This is a genomic window from Pseudomonas poae (assembly GCA_028869255.1).
In the GTDB taxonomy this organism is placed as follows: Bacteria; Pseudomonadota; Gammaproteobacteria; order Pseudomonadales; family Pseudomonadaceae; genus Aquipseudomonas; species Aquipseudomonas poae_C.
Genome location: CP110972.1, coordinates 2967619 through 2988458, shown reverse-complemented (window position 1 = coordinate 2988458; position 20840 = coordinate 2967619). Strand labels below are relative to the sequence as shown.

The 20840-nt window shown below is 61.0% G+C and carries 19 protein-coding genes and 5 pseudogenes; 16 read left to right on the top strand and 8 right to left on the bottom strand.

Annotated elements, in window-relative coordinates; translation table 11 throughout:
* Positions 1 to 30 precede the first annotated feature (30 nt).
* Together LRS56_13595 and LRS56_13590 are read right to left on the bottom strand one after the other, a co-directional pair.
* Positions 31 to 2157 carry a TonB-dependent receptor gene (locus LRS56_13595; GenBank protein WDU65378.1) on the bottom strand — a complete coding sequence of 709 codons (2127 nt, stop codon included), beginning with the start codon at positions 2155 to 2157 and terminating at the stop codon, positions 31 to 33.
* Positions 2158 to 2251: 94 nt separating this feature from the next.
* The gene (locus LRS56_13590) at positions 2252 to 2641 is read right to left on the bottom strand and encodes a DUF2946 domain-containing protein (GenBank protein ID WDU65377.1); all 390 of its coding nucleotides are present in this window, start codon (positions 2639 to 2641) and stop codon (positions 2252 to 2254) included.
* Between the two features lie 93 nt (positions 2642 to 2734).
* Between LRS56_13590 and LRS56_13585 the strand changes: the two genes are divergently transcribed.
* Positions 2735 to 3172: a DUF3995 domain-containing protein gene (locus tag LRS56_13585; GenBank protein ID WDU65376.1), complete on the top strand. Its 438-nt coding sequence runs from the start codon at positions 2735 to 2737 to the stop codon at positions 3170 to 3172.
* Between the two features lie 6 nt (positions 3173 to 3178).
* Here LRS56_13585 and LRS56_13580 read toward each other — a convergent pair whose 3' ends face one another.
* Together LRS56_13580 and LRS56_13575 are read right to left on the bottom strand one after the other, a co-directional pair.
* Entirely contained in the window at positions 3179 to 3562 is a 384-nt protein-coding gene (locus LRS56_13580) for a hypothetical protein (GenBank protein WDU65375.1), read from the bottom strand.
* A gap of 406 nt (positions 3563 to 3968) precedes the next feature.
* Positions 3969 to 4361: pseudogene (locus tag LRS56_13575) on the bottom strand (RHS domain-containing protein).
* 213 nt (positions 4362 to 4574) lie between these two features.
* Between LRS56_13575 and LRS56_13570 the strand changes: the two are divergent.
* Positions 4575 to 7068: pseudogene (locus tag LRS56_13570) on the top strand (TonB-dependent siderophore receptor).
* 275 nt (positions 7069 to 7343) lie between these two features.
* The gene (locus LRS56_13565) at positions 7344 to 7673 is read left to right on the top strand and encodes a hypothetical protein (GenBank protein ID WDU65374.1); all 330 of its coding nucleotides are present in this window, start codon (positions 7344 to 7346) and stop codon (positions 7671 to 7673) included.
* Between the two features lie 12 nt (positions 7674 to 7685).
* On the opposite strand, the gene LRS56_13560 is transcribed toward LRS56_13565, so the two are convergent.
* The gene (locus tag LRS56_13560) at positions 7686 to 8585 is read right to left on the bottom strand and encodes a LysR family transcriptional regulator (GenBank protein ID WDU65373.1); all 900 of its coding nucleotides are present in this window, start codon (positions 8583 to 8585) and stop codon (positions 7686 to 7688) included.
* A 109-nt stretch (positions 8586 to 8694) separates the two neighbouring features.
* Between LRS56_13560 and LRS56_13555 the strand changes: the two genes are divergently transcribed.
* From LRS56_13555 to LRS56_13540, 4 genes and pseudogenes are all read left to right on the top strand, one after another.
* Positions 8695 to 9747, top strand: a complete 1053-nt coding sequence (locus tag LRS56_13555; protein WDU65372.1) for an AbrB family transcriptional regulator — start codon at positions 8695 to 8697, stop codon at positions 9745 to 9747.
* 66 nt (positions 9748 to 9813) lie between these two features.
* Positions 9814 to 10508: pseudogene (locus LRS56_13550) on the top strand (fumarylacetoacetate hydrolase family protein).
* Positions 10509 to 10544: 36 nt separating this feature from the next.
* Positions 10545 to 11453, top strand: a complete 909-nt coding sequence (locus LRS56_13545) for an AraC family transcriptional regulator (GenBank protein WDU65371.1) — start codon at positions 10545 to 10547, stop codon at positions 11451 to 11453.
* A 117-nt stretch (positions 11454 to 11570) separates the two neighbouring features.
* Positions 11571 to 11831: a hypothetical protein gene (locus tag LRS56_13540; GenBank protein WDU65370.1), complete on the top strand. Its 261-nt coding sequence runs from the start codon at positions 11571 to 11573 to the stop codon at positions 11829 to 11831.
* A 265-nt stretch (positions 11832 to 12096) separates the two neighbouring features.
* Here LRS56_13540 and LRS56_13535 read toward each other — a convergent pair whose 3' ends face one another.
* The gene (locus tag LRS56_13535) at positions 12097 to 13041 is read right to left on the bottom strand and encodes a sensor domain-containing diguanylate cyclase (protein ID WDU65369.1); all 945 of its coding nucleotides are present in this window, start codon (positions 13039 to 13041) and stop codon (positions 12097 to 12099) included.
* Positions 13042 to 13287: 246 nt separating this feature from the next.
* On the opposite strand from LRS56_13535, the gene LRS56_13530 reads away from it, so the two are divergent.
* Positions 13288 to 13536: a DUF1652 domain-containing protein gene (locus tag LRS56_13530; protein WDU65368.1), complete on the top strand. Its 249-nt coding sequence runs from the start codon at positions 13288 to 13290 to the stop codon at positions 13534 to 13536.
* Here the strand turns inward: LRS56_13530 and LRS56_13525 are convergent.
* Complete coding sequence (locus LRS56_13525; GenBank protein ID WDU65367.1) at positions 13533 to 13673, bottom strand: hypothetical protein; 141 nt, start codon at positions 13671 to 13673, stop codon at positions 13533 to 13535. The two genes, LRS56_13530 and LRS56_13525, sit on opposite strands and share 4 nt — an antisense overlap.
* Before the next feature lie 223 nt (positions 13674 to 13896).
* Here LRS56_13525 and LRS56_13520 point away from each other — a divergent pair, with 223 nt between their 5' ends.
* The 5 genes and pseudogenes from LRS56_13520 (at position 13897) to LRS56_13500 (ending at position 16962) form a co-directional block, all read left to right on the top strand.
* On the top strand, positions 13897 to 14208 hold the full coding sequence (locus LRS56_13520; GenBank protein WDU65366.1) for a YXWGXW repeat-containing protein: 312 nt from the start codon (positions 13897 to 13899) through the stop codon (positions 14206 to 14208).
* Between the two features lie 32 nt (positions 14209 to 14240).
* Positions 14241 to 14810, top strand: a pseudogene (locus tag LRS56_13515) (RNA polymerase sigma factor).
* A gap of 4 nt (positions 14811 to 14814) precedes the next feature.
* Positions 14815 to 15240, top strand: a complete 426-nt coding sequence (locus LRS56_13510; protein ID WDU65365.1) for a hypothetical protein — start codon at positions 14815 to 14817, stop codon at positions 15238 to 15240.
* Positions 15237 to 15749 (top strand): periplasmic heavy metal sensor, encoded by a 513-nt coding sequence (locus LRS56_13505; GenBank protein ID WDU65364.1) that lies wholly within the window; start codon positions 15237 to 15239, stop codon positions 15747 to 15749. The genes LRS56_13510 and LRS56_13505 overlap by 4 nt, the downstream gene beginning before the upstream one ends.
* A gap of 500 nt (positions 15750 to 16249) precedes the next feature.
* A pseudogene (locus LRS56_13500) lies at positions 16250 to 16962 on the top strand (transporter substrate-binding domain-containing protein).
* Here the strand turns inward: LRS56_13500 and LRS56_13495 are convergent.
* Positions 16948 to 17310 carry an NUDIX domain-containing protein gene (locus LRS56_13495; GenBank protein WDU65363.1) on the bottom strand — a complete coding sequence of 121 codons (363 nt, stop codon included), beginning with the start codon at positions 17308 to 17310 and terminating at the stop codon, positions 16948 to 16950. The pseudogene LRS56_13500 and the gene LRS56_13495 sit on opposite strands and share 15 nt — an antisense overlap.
* A 127-nt stretch (positions 17311 to 17437) precedes the next feature.
* Between LRS56_13495 and LRS56_13490 the strand changes: the two genes are divergently transcribed.
* Genes LRS56_13490 through LRS56_13480 form a run of 3 tightly spaced genes read left to right on the top strand, consistent with a single transcriptional unit; the run spans position 17438 to position 20836 of the window.
* Complete coding sequence (locus LRS56_13490) at positions 17438 to 18418, top strand: Gfo/Idh/MocA family oxidoreductase (GenBank protein ID WDU65362.1); 981 nt, start codon at positions 17438 to 17440, stop codon at positions 18416 to 18418.
* A 37-nt stretch (positions 18419 to 18455) separates the two neighbouring features.
* Positions 18456 to 19151 carry a ribonuclease T2 gene (locus LRS56_13485; GenBank protein WDU65361.1) on the top strand — a complete coding sequence of 232 codons (696 nt, stop codon included), beginning with the start codon at positions 18456 to 18458 and terminating at the stop codon, positions 19149 to 19151.
* A complete protein-coding gene (locus tag LRS56_13480; protein ID WDU65360.1) occupies positions 19148 to 20836 on the top strand; it encodes a phospholipase D-like domain-containing protein in 1689 nt (562 codons plus the stop codon). The genes LRS56_13485 and LRS56_13480 overlap by 4 nt, the downstream gene beginning before the upstream one ends.
* Positions 20837 to 20840 lie beyond the last annotated feature (4 nt).

The following is a 20840-nucleotide window of genomic DNA, read 5'->3' as shown; positions in this document are numbered from 1 at the left end:
CGGCTTGCCGGGCTCCTGTGGTAATGCGTGTTAAAACCTGGTTTGTACCGCCAGCTCAAAAGTCCTTGGCGACCCCAGATAGTACGCCGGAGACACATGGGCAAACTCCGCATACACCTCGTTCGTCAGGTTGCGCACGCGGCCGGTGAGCGAGGTATGCGCGTCCACTTTGTATCGCAGGAATGTTCCGAACAGCGTGTAGGCTGGCACCGTCTGGGTATTGGCGTTATCGGCATACACCTGTGCCACATACCGCGCATCCACGCCGCCTTGCCAGTCCTCGGCAAAATCATAGGTCAGCCACAGGTTGCCCACGCGCTTGGGCACGTTGGTCGGCGTATTGCCCTTGCGCGACACCACCGCGCCGCTGGCGATCTTCTCGTTGAACTCGTCGTACTCGGCATCCACCCAGGCGAAGTTGCCTTCCGCCAGCAGCCTTGGTGTGATGCGCAATGAGCTGGCGAACTCGATCCCTCTGGACGACTGTGCGCCAACCGGGATGCTGCTGGTGGGGTCCTGCGGGTCGGTGACGGCAAAATCCTTGCGCTCGATTTTGTAGGCGGCAACCGTGGCCGAACCACGGTCGTCGAGGTAATCGAACTTGCTGCCCACTTCCCATTGTTTACCCGTGGACACGTCAAACACTTGAGTGGTGGTACTCGGCTGCTCGGCGGCGGTGCTGTATTGCACATACACATTGGCCGAGGGGATGAACTGGTAAGTCAGGCCCACGCGGCCGGTCACCGGTTCCCAGCTGCGCGTGAAGTGCCGTGGGTTGGTCGCCGTTACCACGCGATGGTTGGTCACATCCAGGTCGATGGCGTCGTAACGCAGGCCGGTCAGCAGCGAGAGTTTATCAGTGAGGCCCAGGCGATTCTCCACGAACAATGCCTGGGTGGTGACCTCATTGGTTTTGTCCTTGCCGAAGCGCTCGCGGGTTCGCGGGATATCGTAGAAGTGCCCAGGATCAAAGTTGTTCGGGTCCACGCTGCTGTTCCCCGAAACATTCAGCGGGGTGTTGGTGGTGCTGTTGACCTTGTACTCAAAACCGCCGGACCAAGTGGTCGAGAGGCCGAACACGTTGTCCTCATGGCGCAGCTCGAACTGGTTGCCGCTCTGTTCGCCCTGATGGCGCACCTGGTAGGCGGTGGAGCGGTTCACTGCGCTGTTGTCGGCGTTGTACTGGTAGGTTTCCAGATTGCGGTAATCGCGCTGGCTGTCCAGGTGGTAGAGCGTATTTTTCAAGGTGGTGCTGTCGTTGATGCGATAGTCGATGATCGAGCGTGCCCAGATCGTGCGCTGCTCATAACGGCCATCGGTGACGTTGTAGTTGTTGAAACGGTTGTGCTTGTCGATCTTCAGCTCGCCGGCCTTGGGGTTGAGCACCGGCGTGCCCCAGTAGGGGCTGTCTTCATGTTCATCCTGGTATTCCAGCGCCAGGGTATGGGACAGGTTGGGGGTGAGGTCGCTGAGCAGCGAAAACGCCAGGCTCCAGGCGTCGCGCTGGTCGCGGTCGATGTAGCTGTGGTTGGCGTTGCGGCTGACATCCAGGCGGGCGTAATGCTGCACGTCGGCACCGGGCTCGGTCAGGGCGTGGTTGACGCCGAAGGCCATGCCGGCCGCGTCATAACTGCCATAGGTGAGTTGACCTTCGGCGGCCTGTTCCTCCCGGGTGGCCAGCTTGGTGACATAGTTGAGCGAGCCACCGACCGAGCCGGCACCGTTGATCAGGGAGGAGGGGCCGCCCACCAGTTCCACCCGATCATAAATCCAGGCGTCCACCGGCCGAGCCAGGCCCGTGGCGACGTTGATTCCGTTGAACATCTGGGTGATCTGGCTGCTGGTAAATCCGCGATAGGACACAAACCCACCAAAACCCGGTGGCGCGCTGGCGTTGACGCCGGGCAACGTGTTGGCCGCGTCGCGAAACGTCCTGGCGCCATGGCGCTCGATATCATTGCGATTGGCGATGGCCACCGAAGCCGGGGTTTCCCGCACGCTCAGCCCGAGTTTTGAGGCCGCGCCGCTGGACTGGTCCAAGGCCAGTCCGGGTTCGGCAGCCTGTTCGCCATCAATGGTGGTAGGCGCCAGTTCAATGGCCCAGGCGCAGACAGGCAGGCAGCCGAACAGGCCCGCCAACAGAGGTAAATGTTTCATGGTTGAATCCTGAAAAACTTGGCTTGAAAACAACGCACAGCCGCCCGTACTCCTCGTGGAAACGGTGGTCGGTGCAAATCAGAAAGCGCAGAAATCAGGCAAAAGCGGGCGGCGCACGCGGATGGGCCGTGGGCCAGGTAAAGCGGGCAGGGATGTCGGCGGCGGCCATGATCGCCGGTGGCGGCGCGTGGGGTTGCGGCAAAACCGCTACATTCAGGCTGGAATTGAGCGCCGGGCCCATACCGCCGGTGGAGCACAGCGGGCAGCCGAACGCCTTGGACAGCGTGGGAAAATTCTCATCGGTGGAGTTGGACGGCTTGGGCGCCTGGGTGCGCGGGTCCACGGTACAGAACTGCCCGCCGAGGCCATTGAGCTGCATCCCCACCATCTGCCCATGACCAATGCTGCAGGCAAACACATTGAACAGGACGCAGCAATAGAGCATCCAGGCAATGAGCGAGCGGTCGGCACGGGCGATTTTCATAGGGTGGCACTTTACCATCGGCCGCCGACGAAATGCCTGCAAAAAATCTCAGGGCGACTATCCTGTTTCGCACCTTTTCAGGGAGAGCCAGCCATGAGCTTTGTGATCGCACGATGGATCGTCGGGGTTTTCACCTGCATCAGCATGGTGCATTTGTACTGGGCCGCCGGCGGCAAACTCGGCAGCCTCGCCGCCATCCCCCAACTCCCCGGCGAATTCGCCCGTGGGCCAAAACCGGCGTTCAAACCCTCGGCGCTAGGTACTTTTTTGGTGGCACTGGGGTTGGTGGCGATTGCACTGTTGGTCTGCCTGCGGGCGGGGTTGTACTTTTCGGCGGTGTCCCATGGCGCGCTGCAATGGGGGATCAGCGCGATCGCGCTGGTGATGTTTGCGAGGGCGATTGGGGATTCGGAGTTGGTGGGGTTTTTCAAGAAAGTGAGTGGGTCGCGGTTTGCTCGGTTGGATACGTGGTTTTATTCGCCGTTGTGTTTGGTGTTGGGGGCGGGGTTGTTGGTGGTGGCGTGGGGGTAAGGGGGGCTAAATGTTTGTAGGGTAAAGGCGGACTCTGGTTGTTCTCACGTCTACAAACCCGGTTTTTTCCGCTATTGGCGCGTCCAATTCAATAAGAAGTATTGAGTCGCCGAATTGTAATGCTGCACATTCTTCGTCTGTGCCTTGGATCAGTTCAGCTGTAATTTGAGTAATACCGTTTACAACCGAGATGTGTGGGGCTCTACCAGAAGAGGCCGTGATATTTCGTCCCCAGGAAAAGATTTCATCCAAGTCGAATTCCACGTCCAGGATATCGCCAGCTTTGGGCGCGATACCGCTCCATGACGCTATGCCACTTCCAGCTAGCGAGCTGAAGGTTACGTACGATGTGGTGAGGTCGGAAAAAGCCTCGATAATTCGTATTTTCATTTTATTTCTTCTGCAATGGGACTCGCACAACAGTATTGTCCACATTCATAATGTTTGTTTTTAACTCTAGGGTCCATGTTTCCTCATGATAGTGGTGCTTTGTCGGCTTACTGTTAATTTCGTGAGTACCGTAACGAATACTTCTTTTCGCGTCGTTTGAAACTATCCTGTCGTGGTCGGGTTTACCAGTTCGAGGATTGGTGTTGGTGTGTGGCCCTGGACCTAAAAACTCATCCCATTTTTGGACTGCCTCTTCCGGTTTCACCGGTTTACTGGCGTAGGTTTCCTTGTGGTAGCCCATCTGAGGTGAAATATCTGAAGTCGCTGGATTGAGTGGCCCCTCTTTGACTCCCTTCGCTTTTAACGCCTGATCTTCATTGCCAGGACTCTGCTTGCAACTACCCCCGCCCGGACACGTATTCAAACCGAGCGGATCCACCCACCCTGTAGGATTGGGCACGTACTGGTACGCGTTAATCCCACCCGCCAGCTTCACCGGGTCCGGCGTGAGATACCGGCCAATATCCGGATTGTAGTATCGATGGCGATTGTAGTGCAGCCCGCTTTCCTGATCGAAGTACTGGCCCTGGAAGCGCAGAGGGTTGTCGATTTTTCCGACGTCCAGGCGGGCGATTTCGCCGTAGGCGCGGTAGTGGGCGGACCAGACGATTTCGCCTTCGGGGTTGGTGAGTTCCTGTGGGGTGCCGAGGTGGTCGAGTTGGTAGTAGAACGGCTTGGTTTCTTTTGGGCCAAACCCTTCCAACAGCGCTAACGGCCGAAAGCTATCCGGCTCGTAGATGCGGCTGGATGAACGGTTGAAAAAATCAGAAAGGGCTGACCTGCGAAGGGAAAAAACCGCGAAAAATTCCCTCTGAGACCTACATAAAAAAGCGCTAAAACTGATTGCAGCAGGGCCGCGGGAAAACTCTCAAATAAAAATCGCTCGCATCCTTGCCCGATTTCCCGAGATGGCCGTCATGGTTAATAGAACCTCTATTACGCAGGATTTCCCATGTCGCGCCTTGCTCGTCCCTTGCATCCACTGGCCCTGTCAGTGGCAATGACTTTTGCCGCCGTGCCGTTGCTGACCGTTCAATCCGCCTTCGCCGCAGAAAGCCGCAGCGCGGTACGCAGTTTCTCGATTCCGGCCGGTGACTTGAGCCAGGCGCTCAATAGCCTGGCCGAGCAGGCGGGGCTGGTGCTGGCATTCGACGCAAGCCTGACACGTGGCAAGCACAGCAATGGGCTGAGTGGGCAATACGACACCGATGTGGCGCTGGCCCAACTGCTTACCGGCAGCGGCCTGCAGGCGCTGAAGATTTCCGCCGACCGCTACCGCCTCGAAGCCATCCCGGATAACGGCGGGGCCATGGAACTGCAGGCCACCACCATCAGCGGTGCGTACCAGGCTGAAAGCCCCACCGGCCCGGTGTCCGGCTATGTGGCCACCCGCAGCTTGTCGGGCACTAAGACCGACACCGCGGTGATCGAGACCCCGCAGTCGATCTCCATCGTCACCAAAGACCAGATGCGCGCACAGAACGCCGAGAGTCTCAATCAGATCCTGCGCTACAGCGCCGCCGTGGTCCCGGAGACCCGTGGTGCCACCGCCTCGCGCCTTGACCAGTTGACCATTCGCGGCTTCGCGCCGGCAACGTACCTTGACGGCCTGCGCATGCCATCGAGCCGTGATGCATTACCGCAAAAAGATGCGTTCGACCTGGAACGTGTCGAAGTGCTGCGCGGCCCGGCCTCCGTGCTGTACGGGCAGGGCACGCCGAGCGGTGTGATCAACATGGTCACCAAGCGCCCGCTGGACACACCGTTTCATGAAGTGGGCGTGGAATACGGCACCTTCAACAAGAAGCGCACCACCTTCGACCTCAGCGGCCCGATTGACGACCAGGGCGTATATTCCTACCGCGTCGCCGGCCTTTTCGACGATGCCGACGGGCAGGTCGAACACACCGAGACCCGCCGTCAGTCATTGTCCAGCGCCTTCACCTGGCGCCCGGACGATGACACGTCGCTGACTTTGTTCGGGCATTTCCAGAAGGACCCCAAGGGCGCGTCCTATGGTTCGGTGCCCGCCTGGGGGTCGGTGTTGCACAGCCCGACCGGGCGCAAGATCGATGTGGACTTCTACGACGGTGAGAAGAACTTCGAGAAAAGCGACCGTGAGTATTATTCGCTCGGCTACGCGTTCGAACATCGTTTCAACGATGTCTGGACCGTGCGCCAGAACGCGCGTTACCTGCGCGCCGAAGGGGTTTACCGGAGCATCTACAACAGCAACCTCCAGGCGGATTACCGCACCTCCAACCGTTCGACCATCGCCACCGATGTGGATATGGACGCCTACACCCTCGATAACCAAGGTGCAGGCCAAATTCGATACCGGGCCGTTGCAGCACACCTTGTTGATGGGCCTCGACTACCAGAACACCAGCACCGACACGAAGGCCGGCTATGGTGTGGGCCCGACGCTGGATATTTTCGATCCGGTCTACGGCGCGCCTGTGACCACGCCAGCGTTCGCCACCGACGCCACCTCGCGCAGCGAGCAGACTGGCGTTTACTTGCAGGAACAAATGAAATGGGACAAGTGGGTGCTGTTGCTGGGCGGCCGTTATGACTGGGCCAGCACCGACAGCACCACCAAAACCATCCGGACCGGCGCCAAGAGTCAATCGTCCCTGGACAGCAAGGCGTTTACCGGCCGCGTAGGGGTGGTGTATCTGTTCGATAATGGCCTGGCGCCGTATGCCAGCTATTCGGAGTCGTTCAACCCGCAGTCGGGCACCGGTTTCGGCGGCTCGGTGTTCAAGCCGACCGAAGGCAAGCAGTACGAGATTGGTATCAAGTACCAGCCTCCAGGCAGCAACAGTTTTATCACGGCGGCGATTTTCGACCTGCGCCAGTCCAACGTGCCGACCATGGACCCGGACCCCACCCATCTGTGCGGCAACGGGCGTTGCAGCATTCAGGACGGCGAACAGCAATCCCGTGGCTTTGAACTGGAAGGCAAGGCCAGCCTCAACGATAACCTGGACATCACCGCGGCCTATGCCTACCTGGATAACCGTGCGAGCAAATCCAACAGCACCGTGCAGTACGCGCCCCTCACCGATAAAGGCGTAGGCCCGGCGATCCCGGTCGAAGGCACCACCACCTACGGCGTGCCGCGCCACACCGCGTCGGCTTGGGCCGATTACACCTTCCATGATGGCAACCTCAAGGGCTTTGGTGTGGGGGCGGGCGCACGGTATGTCGGTTCGTCCTGGGGCGATACCGCCAACACCTTGAAGGTGCCGGGTTACACCCTGTTTGATGCGGCGGTGCATTACGACATCCCGAATATCGCCAACCTCAAGGACAACCTGCGCCTGGCGCTGAACGCCACCAACCTTGCGAATAAAGAGTATGTCGCGTCGTGCTATTCCTACTCGTGGTGCTGGTATGGCTCACAGCGCACCGTGCAGGCAAGTGCGACCTATCAGTGGTGATCGGTGAGCAAGCTTGTTGTGGCCAGCACCGTCAATGTGGCGAGCGAGCTTGCTCGCGTTGGGCGGCGTAGCGGCCCCAAAACCAGGCACCGCGGTTTACCTGATGAACTCGGTCATGCTGAAGAGGGGCCGCTTCGCGCCCCAACGCGAGCAAGCTCGCTCGTCACATTGACTCGCGGCGAATCTCCTGCGTAAGAAGGCAATTTAATGGCCCCTTTGTAACCAAATCCTCGCCAGAATCGCTTTTATTTTCAGGTGGTTAGGTGGGGAAGCAAATGCGCACTGTTGGAATCATGCTGATCGCCTGCTCATTGGCGGGCGGCGCGGCTGCCGTGCAGGCACGGGAGCTGCGCGAGGGTGACAAGTACATGTGCAGCTGGGGCGCCGGCACCGCCGCCAGGGCCCAGGAACTGAAGCTGTCGGGGGTGTCGCTGTACGCCGCCCGGCAGAAGATCCAGACCATCAAATTCAACAAATCATGGATGCGCATGATGGCCATGGGCATCACCGAACAGACCTACGACAGCCGTTCCCGGCTCAAACCCGAGGCGATTCGCCAGAGCTTCTACCAGGATTGCGTGCGCTACAAAGTGGCGCGCAAATAAGCCTGCCGCCGCTTAGCGGGTGAGCGGCGAGCTGGCATCCTCCTGGAAATACACCTTTGCCGTTTCAATAAACCGTCGATTGGCCTGGGACAGGTATTCACTGGCGCGCCAGCACAGGTTGAAGTGCATGAACTGCGCAGGCTCGAACGAGACGCCAACCAGCCCCGGTTCCTGTTCCTGCACGGAGCGCAGCAGGGTGGACACGCCCATGCCACTGCGGGTGGCGGCAATCACCAGCGGCACGAAGTTGCTTTCCAGGGCGATCTTGAAACTGACGCGGGCATTGCTGCAAAAGGCGTCCAGCAGGTGGCGCTGCAGGAAGGTGTTGTCGAACACCAGCATTGCCTCGTGCTTCAAGCGCTCTGCCGGGATCGACAGTTGGCCCGCCAGCGGGTGCCGATCACTCATGCACAGCACCATCTCATCACTGCCCAGCAGCACCGACTCCCAGCCCGGATCAACCCGCCTTGACTCCAGCAGCGCCACATCGATCTGCCGCGTGGCCAGGCGTTCACTGATGTCATCGGCGCTGCCTTCCACCACGTGCATGGCGATGCCGGGGTAGCGCGCACGGAACTGCATCAGCAGTTCCGGAATATGGCGGATGCCATACATGGGCGGCACGCCGATGCGGATTTCGCCACTGTGCAAGTGGGTCAGGTCCTGCAGTTCGCGGCGGGCACCCGCCAGGCCCTGCAGGCAGGCTTCGGCGCGGGCCAGGAACAGTTGGCCTTCGGCGGTCACGCTGATCTGCCGGGTGGCGCGGTTGAACAACGCCACGCCCAGCTCATCCTCCAGGCGGCTGACCGCCATGCTCAGCGCCGGTTGCGCCACATGCAGCGCCTGCGCGGCCTTGGTGAAGCTGCCTTGGCGGGCGATTTCGACGCAGTATTCCAGCGCTTTGAGGTTCATAGATGCTCTGATAACAAAGATTGATGGCTTGCTTAACAAATGGATATTTTTTGTGATGAAGGCAAGTCTATAACCTGTCGGCATTCTTCTCCATGCCGGGTTCAACCTTATGCTCAACCTTCGCCAGTATTGGCTGTTAACCCTGATCGTCGGCGCCCTGGGTGGCAGTCTCGCCAGTTGGTCCGGGTGGCCGTTGCCCTGGGTGATTGGTGCGTTGGTGGCGGTGCTGCTGACCCGCTGTGCCGGTGGGTTGTTGCCGGAGATCCCCCACGGCCGCCAAGCCGGGCAGTTGATTGTGGCCGTCGCCATCGGTTGCCATTTCACCTTGCCGGTGATGCAACAAGTGGCGGCGCACCTGGGGTTGATCGTGGTCGCGGTAGTGCTCACGCTGATGCTGGCGCTGGGTTCGGTGCTTATCCTGCATCGCTGGGGCGTGCCATTGCACACGGCGTTCTTTGCGTTGATGCCGGCCAACTCTTCCGAGATGGTGCACCTGGGCCGTCAGCGCCAGGCGGACACCAGCTTTATCGCTGCAGCTCATAGCATTCGCTTGCTGCTGATCCTGTTGACCGTACCTGCCGTCGTTACCTTCGGGGTGTCGCACATAGAGGCTCGCCCCGCGTTACCGGTGATCTGGCCGTGGCTCATGTTCATCCTCGCGATGGGCTGGCTGGCCGCCCTGGGCTTCAAGCAGTGCCGCCTGCCCAACCCCTGGACGTTCGGGCCGTTCCTGATCTGCGCGGTGGGCGTGGGGTGCAATAACCTGTCGATGAGCATGCCGGGTTGGCTCAGTGGCAGCGGGCAGTTGTTGATCGGCTGTGCTCTCGGGGTTGCATTCGACCGCAGCTTTTTGCGCCGGGCGCCGGGCCTGCTGTCCAAGGTGCTGCTGTTGCTGGCGGGCTCGGTGATGGCCACGGCGCTCGCCGCCTGGGCGCTGGGGGCTTGGCTGGGGATGCCGTGGCTGTCGCTGGCCCTGGGCATGATGCCTGGCAGCGCGCCGGAAATGAGCCTGACCGCCGAGGCGCTGGGCCTGGCAGTGACGCTGGTGACGGCGATGCAGGTGATCCGCATGTTGCTGATCCAGGCGGCTTGCCTGCCGCTGTATCGGCTGCTGGAGCGCGGGCCGAGGGTGCAAGCACCGCCCAGTGCAAAATCTGCGTAAGCCTGTCCAACTTCGCCCTGGCGCCTCTGGCCATACTGGCGCCAGATAAACCAAGAGGCACAGGCCATGACCGAGTATGTATTCACCCCCGCGCCAACCCCTCCCTGGCGGTACAGGGCAGCGATGCGCGCTTCCCCGTGCGCCGCGTGTTTTGCGTGGGCCGAAACTACAGCGAACACGCCCGCGAAATGGGACACGACCCGGATCGCGAGCCGCCGTTCTTCTTTATGAAACCGGCGGACGCCGTGGTGCCGGCCAAGGGCGTGATTGCCTACCCGCCGTTGACCGCTGACCTGCATCATGAAGTGGAACTGGTGGTGGCCATCGGCAAGGGCGGGGTGGATATCAGTCCCGAGGAAGCGCTGTCGCATGTTTGGGGCTACGCGGTTGGCATCGATCTGACCCGCCGCGACCTGCAAGCCCAGGCGAAAAAACTCTCACGCCCGTGGGAATGGGCCAAGGCGTTTGATGAATCGGCGCCGACCACTGCGCTGCAGCCGGTCAGTGCAGTCGGGCACCCGGCCACGGGCAAAATCTGGCTCAAGGTCAATGGCGAACAACGTCAGGTTGGCGACCTGGCTGACTTGATCTGGTCCGTCAGCGAAGTGATCAGCCACGCCTCAAAATCCGTGGCGCTCCAGCCCGGCGACCTGATTTTCACCGGCACCCCCTCAGGCGTCGGCGTGTTGCAACCCGGCGCTGCCGTGACGGCCGGTATCGATGGCCTCGGCGAGTTGCAGTTCACCCTCGGCCAAGGTTGAGGCTACAGTGGTGCCCAGGCCACCCGAGAGACCGTTATGCCAGGCACCCGCGTCACCACTTATGGCATGGAACAACGCAGCGACCGCCCCGACTTCTATATCCGCGACAAACGCGGCAGGGCGGCGCTGACCAGCCCCCATCGGCATGAGTATTTCCAGATCCAGATCAACCTCGGCGGCGACACCGTGCAGCATATCGGCGGTGCGGTGCGGCCGTTTCCGCGCAAGGCGCTGGCGTTCATCCTGCCCCACCGACTGCATGTGATTCCCCATCCCGAGGACGGCGAATTCATGCTGATCAACTTCAGCCAGGCGTTTTTCCTGCCGCAACTGACCTGCGACCCGCTGGACCTGGAAGACATTCCCATCGGCCAGGCGCCGGAACTCTCGCCGTTTCGCTTTCAGGAACAGTTGGATTTCATCCTCGATGACGCGGCCTTTGACGCGCTGAAAACCTGGCTTGCGCATATGCGCGAGCTCGATGCCCATCGCACCTTCGGCGCCCGCGAGCGCCTCAAGGGCTACCTGTTTCAACTGATCGGCCTGGTCTGCGAGCAATACGCCGAGCCGTTGCAGGCGTTTGCCGCCAGCAATGCCACCCGGCGTGGGCGCAAGGATGCCCTGGCGCGGGTGCAGGCGCATATCCGCGAGCACCTGCATGACCCGAGCCTTAGCCTGACGGATACGGCCGCCGCCGCCTTCCTGTCCCCCAACTACCTGACCCACCTGCTGCGCAAGGAAACCGGCAAGCCGTTTTCGCAACTGGTGCTCGACCGCCGTATGCAACTGGCGCGCACCTTGTTGCTTAACGGTACACAGATGATCGGCGCCATCGCCCACCGTTGCGGGTTTACCGATGAGGCGTATTTTTCGCGGTGTTTTCGCAAGGCCCACGGGTTGGCACCGGGGCAGTTTCGCCGGCAACAACACACGCAAGCGCTGTAGGCGCGAGCCTGGTCGCTGCTGCAGAGAACGTGTTTTACAAATCCACGACAATCACTGTGTTTCTATTTGCATACAATTGCGCGCTTCGACGCAGATAGAGCAGAGCGCTCCACAATCATGCACCCGCCAGACGATCCATCGCCCAACAGCCTGCGCTATTTCGCGGTCGGCGTGCTGTGCGTGGCAGTAGTGCTGGGAGGCTATTTCGTGCAGATCAACGCCAAGGCGGATCGCCAGCGGGAGGAGGCTGCCGAGCGATTGGCACTCTGTCGGCAAGTTGAGCGAGTCGCCAGTGCGGCCACACCCAGTGGGGTTGAACTTCGCGATAGCTGCAAACAGTTGATTGAACAGTCAGCAAACAGTGCCGCGCCGCAGTAACCGATAACCTTTCTTTATACGGTGATATACAGCCGGTAGTTGCACCAAAAAGTGGCACTTATAGCGCCGACTACCTTTAAAAATGTGTGGTTATTGAATGACTTACACCGCTTTTAATCCGACGAAAGGATTAAAATATTCTTGTTACAGCTTTTTACAATCGTTACTATAGCCGGGCGTTCACCTCCCACGGTTTATGCATTTTTAAATCCCAAGTTTCCATCAGCTACTTGGGATTTTTTTTGCCTGCGATTTGACCCCGGCGTCAAACTTGATTCTCGGCAAACTCTGCGCGCATCCGCCCATTGCGTTTGGCCTGGTACAGCAACTTGTCGACTTCCTCGACAAAACCCAGCATCGGGCTGTCGAGGCTGACCAGCCGGGTACCGACGCCCAAGCTCAAAGTCAGCAGGTTCGACACCGCCGAAAAGCCATGCTCGATCTGCTGTTGGCGGATCAGGTGCAGGCAGCGCCCGGCCACTTGCCTGGCGGATGCCGCATCGGTTTCCGGCAGCAACCACACGAACTCTTCACCACCGATCCGTGCGATGAAATCCCGTGGCCGGTTGGCCGCCTGTGACAGGGTGCGCGCTACCTGACGCAAGCATTCGTCGCCCTTGATATGCCCGTAGTGGTCGTTGTACTGCTTGAAAAAATCGATATCCAGGATGATCAGCGACAGCGGTAACTGGCTGCGCTGGGCACTGGCCCATTCGCGCTCCAGCACGGTGTCGAACATGCGCCGGTTGGCGATGCCGGTCAGGCCGTCCCGGTAGGAATATTCCTCAAGTTGCTTCTGCAGGCGCACCAAGTGCTCTTCGGTCTTTTTGCGTTCGCTGATATCGAACATAAAACCAATCAGCGCCTCGACCTCGCCCTCCTTGCGCACCACATGCACCACGTCGCGAATCCACACGTAGTCGCCATTCACCGTCAGCGCCCGGTAATCGGCCTCGTGGTCGACCCCGGCCCGCGATTGCGACACGCAGAAATTCACCACGTATTCACGGTCATCCGGGTGCATGCGCTCGACCCAGTCGTCGACGCTGATCCAGCTTTGCGGGGTCCAGCCAAGCAACGTCTCGATCTGCGGGCCGATATAGCTGAAGGTCATGGTCTGCCAGTCGATGCGCCAGGGGATGGCCTTGGTCGACTCCAGCAGCGTTTTGTACACGTCACTGTCGGGTTGGCTCGGAGGGGCGATGCTCATGCTGATGTGCTCGGGGTAGTGGCCAAAAGCCAAGAGCCTCTTGTGATCGGCGCCGTGAGTCAAGCACCAGCCTGGGCAGCAGACGAGAGGTCGTGAAGCGGGTTTTCTGGCGTCAGTGGATCGGCGTTTTTGGAATGAAATGAGGCAGGGTTAACACTTCGTATGAATAGTTCGATACCGCGCAAAACCTCATCTACGCTGTCCCCATTACAACCACCGGGTGGGGCCCAGGGCAGGGGGCTTTTCATGATTTCCATCGTCGAATTCAACCGCATCATGGCCTCGGGCTTCCTGCCACTTTCTTGCGACTGCACCGTAAACAGTGATGGCTCGTTGCGCATCAGTGTATTCGAGCCGGTGTCCGGGCGTGTCGACCTGCTGCTGACCTGCGTGTCCCCCGAAGGTTTGGACAGCATCCGTTCCATCTCAAACCTGATCGGCGAACTGCGCACCGAACTCAAGGCCGGGCGCCGTGGCTTTGCGGCAGTTGGTTAGCTGTTCACGGAGTGGGTTGGCGTGTCGAGCGCGCCGTAATAGCGCCAGCAGCAATGGCGGTGCTCCGGCAGGATCACGCAGCCGCTGAGGCTGACGATCAGCAAGGCGGCAACCAGCATGGTAAGACGACGGTACATGGTGTTTCCTCTTGGGTTTACCTGCGTTAATCCTTCAACGTCGGCGCCTAGGTAAATCCGTCGCGAAGCTTTCAAACATTTCATCAAACCCCGCCATCCCCTGAGCAATACTGCGCTCGAGCCCTGCCCAAAAAAAACTGCGCCGCCCGCGACGGATTTTTCCACTCCCGCCGTTCAACCCATCAGCAACCTGCACTTTCGCTCGTTGCATGAAGGAGTTGCCATGAGACCCCTGGCCAATTTGCGTTTTGCCTTGCTTGCTCCGCTGGCCCTTGCCGCGTTTATCAGCACCCCGACGTTTGCCCAGAGCGAAATCATCATCCAGCAGGCACCGCCGCCGCAGCGTGTGGAGGTGATCCCCGTCGAGCGCCCCGGTTACGCCTGGGACCGTGGGCACTGGCGTTGGGAAGGGCGCGGCTACGGCTGGGTGCCTGGCCACTGGCAGCCGGTGATGCGCAATGCACGTTGGGAGCCGGGCCATTGGGAAGCGCATGGCCCGAACTGGTATTGGCGCGAAGGGCATTGGATCCGTTGAACACCTGACCCTTGGCCCTGAGAATCAGCCGATTGAAAGACACCGATCCGGACGTTGAACTGCTGGCGCGTATCGGCAATAACGAACCTGCCGCCGTCAACGAAATGGTGACGCGCAAACTGCCGCGTTTGCTGGCGCTCGCCAGTCGGATCCTGGGCGATGCCGACGAGGCCAAAGATGTGGCCCAGGAGAGCTTCCTGCGTATCTGGCGCCAGGCGGCCAACTGGCGCAGCGGCGAGGCACGCTTCGACACCTGGCTGCACCGGGTCGCGCTCAACCTGTGTCATGACCGCCTGCGACGGCGCAAGGAGCGCCCGTTGAGCGATGAGCACGCGCTGGAGCTGGTAGACAGTGCGCCGTCACCGGATGAACAGCTCGAAACCCTGGACCGCAGCGCACGCATGGCCGCTGCGTTGGCGGCCTTGCCGGAACGCCAGCGCGAAGCCGTCGTGCTGCAGTATTACCAGGAACTGTCGAATATCGACGCCGCGGCCCTGATGAATATCAGCGTCGAGGCACTGGAGAGCCTGCTGTCGCGGGCCCGACGCCAGTTGCGCAGCCAACTTGCCGACACACCCGGGCTTGCCCGCCCGGGAAGGGGAAATCATGACACCCGAACGCTTTGTTTACCTGGCCGACGCCTACGGAGCCGACCTGCATCGCTGGCCTGCGGCTGAACAGGTCGCCGCCCAGGCGTTGCTCGACAGCGGTGATGTTAACGCCCTTGACGCCGTGCACCAGGCGCGCTGGCTCGACCGCCGGTTGGACAGCCATGCCCCCGCGTTCGCGGACCCGGCCTTGATCCGGGAGATACGCCAATCGGCGCCACGCTCGTTCTGGTCACGCTATGCCGGTTGGTTATCGCCTGCGGGCCTGGTGGGCGTGGGCATTGCCGGCATCGTCACGGGGATGCTGGTGGCTTCCATGAGCGTGCCGCTGCCGATGTTGTCATCTGAAGTGCTGCCGAGTGTCTTCGACCAGGGCGATGCGGAAGTCGTCTTTACCGTCAATGCCGAGGAAGCCGAACAATGACCGCCAGATCCTTGAAACCGTGGTTGTTTGTTTCGATCCTGCTCAATGTATTTTTGATCGGCGGGGTGGGCGGTGGGCTTTATCACTGGATGGCCATCGGCGCCAAGCCGGCTGAGGGGGTGGTTAACCAGCATGGGTTGCGCCAGGCGATGGTCAGGTTGCCGCCGGAACGGCGCCGTGAGTTGCGCCAATTGTTGCGGCATAACAGTGCTGACAGTCAGCCGCTGATCATGGCGGGGCGTGAGGCGCGCATGGGGGTGATCAAGCAGTTGGAGGCGCCGACATTGGATCGTGAGGTGTTGGTGGCGCAGTTGGCCAAGGCGCGTGAGGCTGATGCGGCGCTCAGGGCGTTGGTGGATGCGACGTTGGCGCAGTTTGCCAGTGGGCTGCCGCAGGGGGAGCGGCAGAAGTTGGTGGAGGCGTTGTATTTGCGGGGGCAGGCCAGGGTAGTGGGGGGAAGCCGCGGTCTTGAGGTTGAGGGGGCGGGGGTATATCCGTTTTTGGGGTAACGGCGGGTTATGGTTCCGCCCTTACGGCGGGTCACTTTGGAAAAGCCCCAAAGTAACCAAAGGGCTCTTGCCCCACCACTCGGCACCTCGCTTAGGCTCGGCGTGCGGCCAGCGTGGTTGACGGGGCGCCTCAGATCAAGATCAAGATCAAAAGCAGAGCACGGCGGCCTAGTAGCCGACCTGAGTGGTGTAGATCAAGAGCGGCTCGGCGTATGCAGTGGGCTTTTCTGTGGGAGCTGGCTTGTCGGATCGCCGCACCGCTGCGATGCAGGCGCCTCGGTGGTGCGACCGGGCGGATTCTCAAACGTTTATCGGTTGAGCGGGCTTGCCCGCTCACCACAACCTGCCCCCACCAGCACTGGGTGCGGGCGACGCTCACGCGATTCCCTTCAAACACTCACTACTCGACTCACTGCAAGCGCTTGGGTACCTTGAACACGGCGGCGTACCGCCGTTTGTGATTCGCAAAACCGTGCAATGAATTCGTCTAGGAGCGCTCGATGATTGACCCCAAGGTACTGCAACAGTTGGCCCCCGATGGGGTGCTGCGCGCCGCCATCAATCTGGGTAACCCGGTGCTGGCGCAACGCGGTGCGGGGGCGAGCCTCAGGGTGTTTCGGTGGTATTGGCCAAGGCGTTGGCCGAGGAATTGGGGGTGGGCCTGGAGCTGATCACCTTTGAGGCGGCGGGCAAGGTCTTTGCTGCCTTGGCCGATGACGTGTGGCGCGTGGCGTTCCTGGCGATCGAGCCGGTGCGCGAAGAGGAAATTGCCTTCAGTGCGCCTTACGTGGCCATCAAGGGCACGTATCTGGTGCGCGGTGATTCGGCACTGAGCCAAGTAGCGCAGATGGACGCACCGGGCCGGCGCATTGCCGTTGGTCAGGGCGCGGCCTACGACCTGTACCTGAGCCGCACGCTGCAGCACGCCGAACTGGTGCGCGCGCCCACCTCAGCCGCCGCGGTGGACTGGTTTGCCGAGCAGGGCCTGGATGCGGCGGCGGGCGTGCGGGATTTCCTGCAAACCCGGGTTTCTGATCAATGGCGCCTGGTGGAGGACGACTTCATGACCATTCGCCAAGCCATGGCAGTACCGGTGGCGCACGCAGCCGCTGCCGCGTTCGTCAAATCCTTTGTCGAACGGCAGAAAGAGAATGGCGTGGTCAAGCGCGGTCTGTTGGCCAGCGGCCAAAGTGCTGAACTACAGGCGACGTAGGAAGGATTTGACGATGTGACGGGTAGTGTCGGTGGTGTCCAGGTCGTCCATGGCGCGATAGGGGTGCCACTGGCAATCGATTATTTCATTGCAAGGTTTTGCATCGGCGATGTTCACCACCGACGCTTCGAACACATGGTGCACGGTGTCGCGGGCCTTAAGCTCCTGCAAGTAGAGCAACCCGTCCACGTTCAACCCGGTTTCTTCTTCCAGCTCGCGTTCTGCCGCGCCGACCGGCCGCTCGTCCCGCTCGACCTTGCCGCCCGGCAAAGCCCATTTTGATCTGGCCTTGCGCACGAAGAGAATATGCCCCTCGTGTTCGCAAATGACCGTTGCGCGTATTTTCATCGTCTGTGCCTCCGCAGCGGGATGATTGTCATAAAAGTGTAATGCAATTGTCATGCTAGGTGGGTGTGGCGTGCCGGGGTAGGTATGTGGATACTGCCCGCTTGATGAAAACGGACGAGGAAAACTGATGAGCACCGTACGTTGGGGCATGATCGGCTGTGGCAGTGTCACTGAACTGAAGAGTGGACCCGCCTTCTACAAAGCGCCAGGTTCGGCGCTGGTGGCCGTGATGGGGCGACGCGAAGAAGCCGTGCGCGATTATGCGGCACGCCATTGCATTGGTCGGTTCTATACCGACGCCCAGGCACTGATCGACGACCCCGAGGTGGATGCGGTGTACATCGCCACGCCGCCTGACAGCCACCTCGAATACAGCCTGATGGTCGCGGCGGCCGGCAAGCATTGCTGCGTCGAAAAGCCGATGGCGCTGAACGCCGAGCAGAGTGCCTTGATGCAGCGCACTTTCGAGCGAGCCGGGCTGCACCTGTTTGTCGCCTATTACCGGCGCTCGCTGCCGCGCTTCCAGCAAGTGCGCGACTGGCTGCAAGACGGGCGCATCGGCGCGTTGCGCCACCTGACCTGGACCCTGTGCAAGCCCCCGGGCGCCGAGGATGCCAGCGCCACTAACTGGCGCACCGACCCGCTGATCGCCGGTGGCGGGTACTTTGCCGACCTGGCCAGCCACGGCTTTGACCTGTTCCAGTTCCTGGTCGGGGATATCGTCGAAGTCTCGGGTTTTACCGCACGCCAGGCCGGAGGCTACGCAGCCGAAGATGCGGTGACGGCCTGCTGGACCTTCAGCTCGGGCGCGCTGGGCATGGGCTGCTGGAACTTTGTCGCGGACCGTCGCGAGGATCTGGTCGAGTTGATCGGCAGCCGCGGGCGCATTCAGTTCTCGGTGTTCGAAGACCAGCCGCTGCGTCTCGAAGGTGAGGTCAACGAAGTGCTGGAAGTGCCTTGCCACGCCCATATCCAGTGGCACCACGTGTTGGCGATGAACGCGCACATTCGTGGCGAGGCCGAGCATCCGTCGCTGGGCATCGAAGCGTTGAAGACCGATCGGATCCTGGACAAGGTGCTACAACGTAACCCCAATTTGCCGGGGTAGTCGCGGTATACCTGTTTTTTTTCCAAGGAATAACCCGATGAAATACTGGATAGCGTTGTGGCTGGCTGTCGCAACCAGTGCAATGGCGGCTCCGCGTAGCCAAGGGACGCCAGGCGAGTTTGATTTTTATGTGCTGTCGTTGTCCTGGTCACCGACCTTTTGCCTCACCCACCCGGGTAACGAACAGTGCTCGGGCAAGGGCTACGGCTTTGTGCTGCACGGCCTGTGGCCGCAATACGCAAGGGGAGGGTGGCCGGCGTCGTGTGCGCCGCAATCACCGCTGAACGCTGAAGAACTGGACAAGGGCGCGGCGCTGTTCCCGACGCGTGCGTTGCTCAAGCACGAATGGGCCAAACACGGGACCTGCACCGGGCTTGAGCCGCTGGCCTACCTGGACAAGACGGATGCCGCGTTGGGTGGGGTGGTCATCCCACCGCAGTTGCAGCCTTTCAATACGCCACCGTCGTTGCCGGCGCGTGAGATCGAGGCGTTGTTTCGCGAGAGCAACCCGCGCCTGGGCGGCCATGGCCTGGCGGTAATCTGCAAAGGCAAGGTGCTGTCGGAGGTGCGCGTGTGCCTGACCAAAGACCTGGCGTTTGCCGGCTGCCCAGGCAGTGTGAAAACCCAGTGCCGCGGCGGCGATATCCGCATCCCTCCCAGCGCTAGGGCAGCATTATGCGGCGCAGGCGCTAGACTCAAGAGACCGCCTGCCGGCAGAAGGGATATCGCTTGAGCACCGACTTCGAGAGCAAGACCACGTTTCAAGGGTTGACCTTCAAGCTGTATCGCGGAGAGGGCGCTGCCTTGCTGGCATTTGACCTCGCGCCGGACCTGGCCACGGTCGACTTTGTCGGCTTCAGCATCGAAGTGCGTTACCCCGGTGCCAACCACTGGGGCGTGCTGCATAACCGCCTGCACTTCGACTACCCGCCCACCCCCGAGCGGCCGCGCACCTTTGCTTCCACCGAGGCGCCGTTCCAGAAATTTCGCTGGATTCATGTGCCCAGCGAGATCCTGCCGGGGCTGTTCCGCTACCGGGTCACTGCCTGTTATATGCAGGCCGACGGCACGCTGCGCAAAGGGGTGGGGGTGGAAGGCCAGGTGTCGCTGCAAGCGCAAACCATCAGCGACTTCGTGAACATCGGCTTTACTCGGGGCTTTGCGTCCTCCCAGGCGTATGGCGATCGTTTCGACAATGAAACCCGCATCCTGCCGCCGGCGCGCTCCGCCCCCAGGGCCTATCTGGACCTGGACATGGCGCCCTTCGAAGCCAATTACCAATGGCTGGGTTTCGAAGCCCGGCAGTTGATCCTGCAAGTGCTGGAACAGGTGGCGAATGACCCCGAACTGACCCTCGACGCGCTGATCTACGAAAGCAAGGAACCGGACATTCTGCGCCGCCTCGAACAGCTCGGCCCGCGTTTGCGGGCGATCATCGACGACCATGGCGACCAAGGCGCCGCCGACAGCTGCGAAAGCCTCAGTGCCACGCGTTTGAGTGCGGCCGGTGCGCAGGTCAAGCGCCTGCATTTTTCCAGCCAGCAGCACAACAAAGTGCTGATCGTGCGGCGCGCCGGCAAGGCGATCCGGGTGCTTGGCGGCTCCACCAACTTTGCCCTGCGCGGCCTGTATATCCAGGCCAATAATGTGCTGTTGTTTGATGACGAAACGGTGGCCGGCAAGTTTGCCGAAGTCTTCGATGCCTACTGGACCGCGCCCGGTACGTTTCGCAAGCACGCGCTTTCGCAGCAGTGGTGGGTGGTGCGCGACGAGCCCGGCTCCAGGGTGTCGTTGTGCTTCGCGCCGCATGCCGACAGTGCGCTATCGCTGGACCCTATTGCCACCAGCATCGAGCAGGCCACCAGTTCGGTGCTGTATTCCATCGTGTTCCTCAGCCTGATCAACGGCAAAGTACGCACCGCGCTGGATGAGTTGATGCAGCGTGCGCTGTTTTCCTACGGCGTGGCCCAGCGCACCGGCAAGCTGGCGGTGCGCAAGCCGGATGGCTCGGTGGGGTTGCTGCCGTTTGCTTACCTGGCGAGCAATGCGCCGGCGCCGTTCAAGGCGGAGTGGTCGGGCAATGCGGGGAATATGGTGCACAACAAGTTTGTGGTGACTGATTTCAACGGCGCCAACCCCACGGTCTACACCGGCTCCTCCAACCTGGCCGGGGGCGGGGAGAAGAATAACGGCGACCACCTGATCCGCATCGAAGACCGCAAGATTGCTGTGGTGTATGCCATCGAGGCGTTGCGCCTGTTCGACCATTTCCACTTCCGTGTCAATGCGAGCCAGCCCGGCGCGCTGCAGACCCTGCGCCTGGCCAAACCGCCGGCGGCGGGGGAGAAGCCTTGGTTCGACGCCTACTACCGACCCGGCCATGTGAAGGCCCGGGACCGGGAGTTGTTCGTCAAGTAGGCTG

Coding starts and splice junctions, on each gene's coding strand:
- LRS56_13565 (WDU65374.1), top strand. CDS start 7,344: ATGCGCACTGTTGGAATCATGCTGATCGCCTGCTCATTGGCGGGCGGC.
- LRS56_13510 (WDU65365.1), top strand. CDS start 14,815: ATGACACCCGAACGCTTTGTTTACCTGGCCGACGCCTACGGAGCCGAC.
- LRS56_13545 (WDU65371.1), top strand. CDS start 10,545: ATGCCAGGCACCCGCGTCACCACTTATGGCATGGAACAACGCAGCGAC.
- LRS56_13520 (WDU65366.1), top strand. CDS start 13,897: ATGAGACCCCTGGCCAATTTGCGTTTTGCCTTGCTTGCTCCGCTGGCC.
- LRS56_13525 (WDU65367.1), bottom strand. CDS start 13,673: ATGTACCGTCGTCTTACCATGCTGGTTGCCGCCTTGCTGATCGTCAGC.
- LRS56_13530 (WDU65368.1), top strand. CDS start 13,288: ATGATTTCCATCGTCGAATTCAACCGCATCATGGCCTCGGGCTTCCTG.
- LRS56_13590 (WDU65377.1), bottom strand. CDS start 2,641: ATGAAAATCGCCCGTGCCGACCGCTCGCTCATTGCCTGGATGCTCTAT.
- LRS56_13580 (WDU65375.1), bottom strand. CDS start 3,562: ATGAAAATACGAATTATCGAGGCTTTTTCCGACCTCACCACATCGTAC.
- LRS56_13535 (WDU65369.1), bottom strand. CDS start 13,041: ATGAGCATCGCCCCTCCGAGCCAACCCGACAGTGACGTGTACAAAACG.
- LRS56_13560 (WDU65373.1), bottom strand. CDS start 8,585: ATGAACCTCAAAGCGCTGGAATACTGCGTCGAAATCGCCCGCCAAGGC.
- LRS56_13555 (WDU65372.1), top strand. CDS start 8,695: ATGCTCAACCTTCGCCAGTATTGGCTGTTAACCCTGATCGTCGGCGCC.
- LRS56_13495 (WDU65363.1), bottom strand. CDS start 17,310: ATGAAAATACGCGCAACGGTCATTTGCGAACACGAGGGGCATATTCTC.
- LRS56_13490 (WDU65362.1), top strand. CDS start 17,438: ATGAGCACCGTACGTTGGGGCATGATCGGCTGTGGCAGTGTCACTGAA.
- LRS56_13595 (WDU65378.1), bottom strand. CDS start 2,157: ATGAAACATTTACCTCTGTTGGCGGGCCTGTTCGGCTGCCTGCCTGTC.
- LRS56_13505 (WDU65364.1), top strand. CDS start 15,237: ATGACCGCCAGATCCTTGAAACCGTGGTTGTTTGTTTCGATCCTGCTC.
- LRS56_13485 (WDU65361.1), top strand. CDS start 18,456: ATGAAATACTGGATAGCGTTGTGGCTGGCTGTCGCAACCAGTGCAATG.
- LRS56_13585 (WDU65376.1), top strand. CDS start 2,735: ATGAGCTTTGTGATCGCACGATGGATCGTCGGGGTTTTCACCTGCATC.
- LRS56_13540 (WDU65370.1), top strand. CDS start 11,571: ATGCACCCGCCAGACGATCCATCGCCCAACAGCCTGCGCTATTTCGCG.